The organism is Actinomadura sp. NPDC048394 (assembly GCF_040651755.1).
GTDB lineage: Bacteria > Actinomycetota > Actinomycetes > Streptosporangiales > Streptosporangiaceae > Spirillospora > Spirillospora montaniterrae.
The window spans coordinates 1-6,290 of the sequence record NZ_JBEZJL010000159.1 but is presented as its reverse complement, the minus strand read 5'-3'; the positions used below and the strand labels follow the sequence as shown (position 1 = coordinate 6,290).

At 66.6% G+C, this 6,290-nt stretch carries 8 protein-coding genes and 2 pseudogenes; 2 read left to right on the top strand and 8 right to left on the bottom strand.

Annotated features, from left to right (window positions below; all coding sequences use genetic code 11):
- Positions 1-441 (top strand): transposase (locus AB0C78_RS50385; protein WP_360762877.1); only part of this gene is annotated, 441 nt, incomplete at its 5' end.
- 15 nt (positions 442-456) lie between these two features.
- Here the strand turns inward: AB0C78_RS50385 and AB0C78_RS50380 are convergent.
- From AB0C78_RS50380 to AB0C78_RS50350, 7 genes and pseudogenes are all read right to left on the bottom strand, one after another.
- Complete coding sequence (locus tag AB0C78_RS50380) at positions 457-909, bottom strand: hypothetical protein (protein WP_360762874.1); 453 nt, start codon at positions 907-909, stop codon at positions 457-459.
- A 212-nt stretch (positions 910-1,121) separates the two neighbouring features.
- Positions 1,122-1,961: an IS5 family transposase gene (locus AB0C78_RS50375; protein WP_360762871.1), complete on the bottom strand. Its 840-nt coding sequence runs from the start codon at positions 1,959-1,961 to the stop codon at positions 1,122-1,124.
- Between the two features lie 313 nt (positions 1,962-2,274).
- On the bottom strand, positions 2,275-2,679 hold the full coding sequence (locus AB0C78_RS50370) for a hypothetical protein (protein ID WP_360762868.1): 405 nt from the start codon (positions 2,677-2,679) through the stop codon (positions 2,275-2,277).
- Positions 2,640-3,050, bottom strand: coding sequence for a hypothetical protein (locus AB0C78_RS50365; protein ID WP_360762865.1), 411 nt, complete (start codon positions 3,048-3,050; stop codon positions 2,640-2,642). The genes AB0C78_RS50370 and AB0C78_RS50365 overlap by 40 nt, the downstream gene beginning before the upstream one ends.
- Before the next feature lie 655 nt (positions 3,051-3,705).
- Positions 3,706-4,080, bottom strand: coding sequence for a hypothetical protein (locus AB0C78_RS50360; RefSeq protein ID WP_360762862.1), 375 nt, complete (start codon positions 4,078-4,080; stop codon positions 3,706-3,708).
- A pseudogene (locus AB0C78_RS50355) lies at positions 4,077-4,514 on the bottom strand (transposase); the annotation flags it as partial. The pseudogene AB0C78_RS50355 and the gene AB0C78_RS50360, both read right to left, overlap by 4 nt.
- Before the next feature lie 36 nt (positions 4,515-4,550).
- Complete coding sequence (locus AB0C78_RS50350; protein WP_360762859.1) at positions 4,551-4,694, bottom strand: hypothetical protein; 144 nt, start codon at positions 4,692-4,694, stop codon at positions 4,551-4,553.
- Between the two features lie 511 nt (positions 4,695-5,205).
- Between AB0C78_RS50350 and AB0C78_RS50345 the strand changes: the two genes are divergently transcribed.
- Positions 5,206-5,601, top strand: a complete 396-nt coding sequence (locus tag AB0C78_RS50345) for a hypothetical protein (RefSeq protein WP_360762856.1) — start codon at positions 5,206-5,208, stop codon at positions 5,599-5,601.
- A gap of 205 nt (positions 5,602-5,806) precedes the next feature.
- Here the strand turns inward: AB0C78_RS50345 and AB0C78_RS50340 are convergent.
- Positions 5,807-6,199, bottom strand: a pseudogene (locus AB0C78_RS50340) (transposase); the annotation flags it as partial.
- Between the last annotated feature and the right edge of the window lie 91 nt (positions 6,200-6,290).

Here is a 6,290-nt window from a genome sequence, read left to right as displayed (position 1 = left end):
CGCGGCCGGCCGGGCTCCAAACACCACCTGCTGAGCGACGGCCATGGTATCCCGCTCGCTGTGTCGTTGACCGGTGGGAACCGCAACGACGTCACTCAGTTGATGCCGCTGCTGGAGGCGGTGCCACCGGTCCGGGGCCGGATCGGCCGGCCTCGTCGAAGACCTGGGCGGCTGCCGGCCGACCGCGGCTACGACCACGACAAGTACCGGCGCCCGGTCTGGGCCAAGGGCATCAAGCCGGTCATCGCCCGACGCGGTGTCCCGCACGGGTCCGGGCTGGGCGTCCACCGCTACGTCGTCGAACGCACCATCGGCCTGCTGCACTGGTTCCGCCGCTTACGCATCCGCCGGGAGATCCCCGACGACATCCACGACGACATCCACGAGGCCTTCATGACCCTCGCCGCAGCCATCATCTGCTGGCGACACCTCGTCCGCTGATTCTGTTACGACCTCTTAGCGGGGACGGAAATGCGCGCGTCCCTTCGGGGTGAGCAAGACGATCAAAACGTACAAAGCTGGGAGAGTGGTTGGGCACAGCAAGCCCAGCGCCAGGTAGACCAAACCGAACGTCACCTGCATACTTCCGACGAGAAGCAGGGCGCCAAGGCCCACGAACAGAGCCTCGAAGGCAACGACCCCGGTATGAACGCCGCGCCCTCCGCGGGAGAACAGGACGGCGAGCACCAAGGTCGGCACCGCGAACAGCAGTACCGGCGCGGAGTAGATCAGGGGGATCAGCAAGTAGGGCGCGCTCCCGTCGTCAGGGATTCCCTGTGCCAGTGCCGATACGGCGACCGCACCGGTCGGGATAAGCCACGCGAGCATAAACAACACTGCCTGCGCCCACAGCAGTTTGTGCGCCAGAGACAGGCTCCTCGTTAGGCTAGAGCGGTCAGTTGCATTCATGACCGTTACCGTCCGGATGCCTGGACGCGGCGCACGAGTCCTTTTGCGGCCTCGACGAAACCCGGATCAAGCGCTCGATGATCTCCCGAAGCTCATCGGACACTCACCGGCGCGCAAGCTCTGTCAACACCACAGTCCAGCGTCATCCCGTCTGATCGGCCGTAAACCACGTGGACCACCCTTAGAGGGAGTTTCGTCCCGTTTCTGTGGTGTCAAGTGCCCCGCCAGGTGACAGTGGCCTCGCCGGTGAGGCGGCGGCTCATCAGGTTGATCATTGCGACGTGGACCATGGCTTCGGATCGGGCCGGCAAGGTGTCGTAGTCGCGGGCCAGGCGGCGGTGCAACATCAGCCAGCCGAACGTGCGCTCCACCACCCAGCGTCGCGGTAGCGGCACGAATCCTTTGGTGGCGGGGTCGCGGCGGACGGGCTCCAGGTCGATGCCCAGGGTGGCGGCGTGGTCGATGACCTTGGTGCGGTAGGCGGTGTCGGCCCATGCCTTGGTGATCGTCGGATGGGCCGCGGCCACTCCGGTCAGCAGCTGCATGCCGGCGGTGCCGTCCGGCACGCTGGCCGCGGTGACCAGCACCGCCAGCAGCAGCCCGAGGGTGTCGGTGACGATGTGGCGTTTGCGGCCCACGATTTTCTTACCGGCATCGGTGCCCTGGCCGGCGGTGGGCACGTCGATGGAGGTCTTGACGCTTTGGGAGTCGATGATGCAGGCGCTGGGCTGGGCCCGGTGCCCTTCTTGCTCGCGGGCCAGGTCGCGCAGCAGCCCGGTGAGCTGGGCGAATACTCCGTCGCGCTGCCAGCGGGCGAAGTAGGCGTACACGGTCTGGTAGGGCGGAAAATCGTGCGGCAGGTAGCGCCACGGGATGCCGGTCCGGTCGACGTACAAGATCGCGTTCATCAGGGTGCGCAGGTCGTGCTCGGGTGGACGGCCGATGGCCAGCGCACTGGCCATGCGTTCCTCGCGCCAGGCGGTCAGGACCGGCTCGATCAACGCCCAGCGGGCATCAGACAGATCACTGGGATAACCACGGCGTGCGCTCATGACCAGGCTCTACGCCAGCAGTAACCAGATGCCCAGGCGTATGCAGAATCCGGCAAGGGTGCAGACCGCGCCTCATCTGAGGTTCTGGGACGAGACAGAATTATGCGGGCGAATCAACCTCGCATCCGCCTCCATCGCATCCCAAGAGGTTTCAAGACTCACCAGCCCCACCGCCTCGGCCCTCAATGCCCTTCCAGAATCGCCGTCAAGCGCCAGTTACCGGGACGAAACTCCCTCTGAGATGACGTCTTATTAGGGCGCATCACAACCAGTGGGCCCCCGAGCGCGTCAACGCGCGTTCGCATGCCGTCGTTCAGGAGAGAAAGCCTCCGAACGCCACTGAGGACTGCCACGCCTGGATCTTGAAGGTGGGTCCGCTGTAAGTGAACTTGCCAGTGGCCAGGTCGACGATGGCGCCGCGCTGTTCCTGGGTGGGATTTCGTTCCCGCCGCGCGGTTCGAGGTTGCCGGACAAGCTCCGCATGCTGAAGTACTTCGTCGGTCCCGCCCAGACCAGCACGCCTCCGACTCCTCCGCGCACCGGCCGCACGGAAGTGACCTTGCCTGTGCGCGTCTACGAGCACGGCTTTGTCCAGGCTGCGCGAGGGAGTGACCAGAGTGCGCCCGTCAGGTGAGAGCAGGTTGCCGAAGACACCGGTCAGGCGGACGTTGGGGAGGCTCACCCGGGCGCGCACGGCGCCGTCCGGACCGGCGAGCACAAGAGGCTCCTTCCGGTCCAGACGCAGCCCAGCACGATCGTCGAGGCGTCCTGGCTGAAACCGATCAAGTCGTCGGCGGGAAGGGTCGTGAAGGCGCCGGTGCCGACATCGGCCAGCAGCGTGCGGTGCAGGGCGGGCTCGTCCGAGGTGATCGCGAGCCGTGTTCCATCGTTGGGGAACAGCAAGCTGGAAGGCGTCTTGGCCAGTTGCGGACCGGTCGCCCGCCGACCGATCGGAATCACCTTGCCGGTTGACAGGTCACGGACGACGACACGCCGGTCCGTCGCCCGGTAGTAGGCCAGGTGCAGACCGTCCGGGCTGATTGCCATTCCTGCGTCGCCGGTCATGTAGTCGTCGGGCTTCACCGCCATGGAGCCGATCCCGTCCGCAAGCCACCGTTTCCTGGACCGGCCGACCACCCGCCACTGGGAGCAGTCGCCGGAGACGCTCGTGGTCTGCTTGAGGCTCTGCTTTCTGCAGTGGTCAGGAAGCCGAACACACGGCGACCGGGTGCGGCGCGGCGCGGCCGGGGTCGCCGATGTGGCCACCGGTGCTCCGATCTCCGCGATGATCGAGGATCTAGTAAGAGGGTGATGACTTGGCGGGCGATGCTCCTCGGGCGGGTCGGAAGGTCGGGACGTCTGGACGACCGGCTCGGGGTGGACGGATGCCGAGGCGCCTGGATACCGGATCGGCGCCTCTACAGGCGCTTCGATCCGGCGGGAGTGGTCAACGGTCGTCTGTCCGGTCGACCGTGCGGGTGATCGTCAGTCGGTCGGCGTGCTCGCCGACCAGTTCCTGGAGCTCGGTCCTCAAAGTGCCGAGCGCAGCGTTCCGCCCTCGCCTCCGTGAGGTGCGCCTGCCCGCATGAGCGCTTGTAGGTCTTCGGCTCCTCCCCGACCTTCGTGACGGCGGTGGCGGTGTATACGAGGTCTCTCCTTTTAAATGCGTGTTTCAGCGATCAGCATGTCCACCACCTCCGGCAGGCCGCCGCGCGTGAACGCCTGGCGTTGGCGTGCGGCCGAGCTACCGCGCGCCAGTGCCGCCCTGGGTCAGCTCCGGCACCAGGTCCCAATCGCCCGCCGCCTCTAGAGGTTCTCGGTAGCGCTCCAGCGGCAAGCCCAGCAGGAGCTGCCAGGCTGGCACCCATGTCCCGTCGACCGAGTCGACCAGCTCGCCCTCCAGACCGCAGCGGGCGGCTCGCCAGGTCTCCGCCCGGATCACTTCGGTTCGGACCTGCGGCGCCGACCGCCCCTCGGCCATCGCGTCGATCTCACCACCGGCGATCGCGCGGAACAGCCCCGCCAGAAGCACAATGTCCTCCAGCCGGGGACACGTGTCGGCGACCCGCAGCTCCAGCGTGGGCAAGTACGCCGACGGACGAACGTCGCAATAGATCACCCCGGGGTCGCTGATCGTCCCGGACTGGACTCATTTATGGCGGGACGGTGGTGGCAACGGATCCCGCGACGCCCCATGGCGTTTATGTGGTAGGCATCACCACGGGGCACGTCTAGGGCCAGCCGGGTGTGTCCTTTGCGGTGCCAGGCGCTGGACCAGCGGTGAGCCTCGCCGAGCAGGCCGATCATCTCGGCCGCCCAGCCGTCGCGGGCGACGGCATCGAACTCGGCGATCGCGGCCGGCTCCCGTACCGCATGGGCGTTACACAGCGTGTGCGCACACCCGGCGAAGCCGTCATATCCGGCGTAGGCATCGTGGACGGCGACCCCGGTGAAGCGCGGCAGGATCCCGAGCGCCTTGACCGCTGCCACACCATGGCCATGGGAATCGATGTGATAGGCGGTCAAGGTGGCAGTGGCCGCGGTGTGCATGCAATGGTTGCGGGCCCCTTTACGCGGGTCACGCTCTCATCAAAGTGCGCCACGGGCCCCCACGATCGCCTCTTCGATCACGTCGCCCGCCTCGGCGACCGCGGCTTCGGCACGCTCGGACGCCGTGGTGGCCCACCCCGTCGATACCTCGATTCGACAGACATCGGTGAGGATCTCAGCCACCCGGCCGACGGGGATGTGGTGCTGAGCCGAAAGGTGAGCCGCCAACGCGGTCGCATGCGGGCCATAACAGGCCGGATCATACACCCACGCGGGGGCATCCGCCCTGGTCACCGCCCCACAACGGCGACACCGTGCCGCGTGCAGCTCATGCTCGGTCACCGTTACCCGCACCTGCGGCACGCTTGGCGCTGCAGGGCGCCCGGATGCGAGGCGATCTTCCTGGAGGCGGCGCATCGGCCCCAGCGCCGGACAGTCCTCAACAGCCCAACGTAGAGCGGGGCGTCTCGGCATGTGCGAGGCGAACGACAACGACAGCAAGGACAGAGCATGGTTCTCGATTTCGACCAGCCGAGCAGCCAAGGGCACTTCTGCCATTGGGTGCGGACGACGATCTATGACTATCGACAGTCGCGGGACGGTAAGACGACGGAGAAGTGGAGGCGAACCACCGAGACCTGTACCTGCGGGAGGTCGGTCCAAGGAGCTTGGGTCAGGGCTTGATCTCGAAACGTTGAGCAACATCGGAGGGACGATCGTGGCGGTTTCGATGCAGAACAAAGCGACCGGCGAGATCCAGCGGGCGCTGCATGCGCTGGAGGAGCAGGCGCAAGCGGCGTGGTCGTCGGTGAGCGGCGTCGACGGATTGGCTCTGGCTGAGGCTGGGAAGACGGTGGAAAGGGTCACGGATGCGCTGGATCCGATGTGGACCATCGTGGGCATGGCGATAGAGGCCATCGAACAGATCCGGAGACGAGAAGTGTCCGAAGGGCTGACGGGACAGAGTCTGGAGGCATTGGACACTGCACTGGTGCACTTGGCCTACGGACATGAAGGGCTCGGGGTGGCCCGTCACCTGCTCGGAATCGGGCGGGGCGACCTTCTTCGGATGCAGCGGGGCGAGTTGTAGGTAAGAGCCCACGCTGACAGGTGCGGGTGGGGCTGTGCTTGCCGAAATCCTCGTCCGCGCAGGTCAAGCCTATGCCGGTACTCTTGAGGATGCTGCCCAAACGCCCGGTCCTGCTGAGCGGATTTGGCCATCCCCGGCAGCGCCCGCAGAACGCGCTTGAGCGCGGCGGTGATCTGGTCAGTTTCACCGCCGTCTGCGGGTCGGCGGCCTTGGTCAGCAGTTCCAGGCTGTCGGGCGTGGCAAGGTCCTCAAGGGCGGCCAGGGCGGCCGGGAAGAAGTCGCGCAGCGCGTGCCGCAACCGCTGAGTGTGCCGGGTCCGCTTCCAGATCAGTGTCTTGTGTGCCCGGGTCACCACTTTGATGGCTTCGGTCTGGTCGCTGTCGCCAGCGACGGGACGCAGCTGGTGGGAGGCGGTGCGGACCATGTCGGCCAGCATGTGCGCATCGGCCGCGTCGCTCTTGGCGCCCGACACACTCAGCCGATTGCGATACCGCGCGGCCTGCAGCGGGTTGACCGCCAGCACGGCATATCCGGCGGCAACTAGCGCCCGCACGCAGGGACCGCGGTCGGTCTCGATACCTACGACCACCTCGACGGGCCTTCCCCCTGAATCGTGGTCACCCTGAGTCCTGGATCATGGTGTCCGGGCTGGAGGGTCTGGATGGCGAAGGAGAACTACTCGGAGGAGT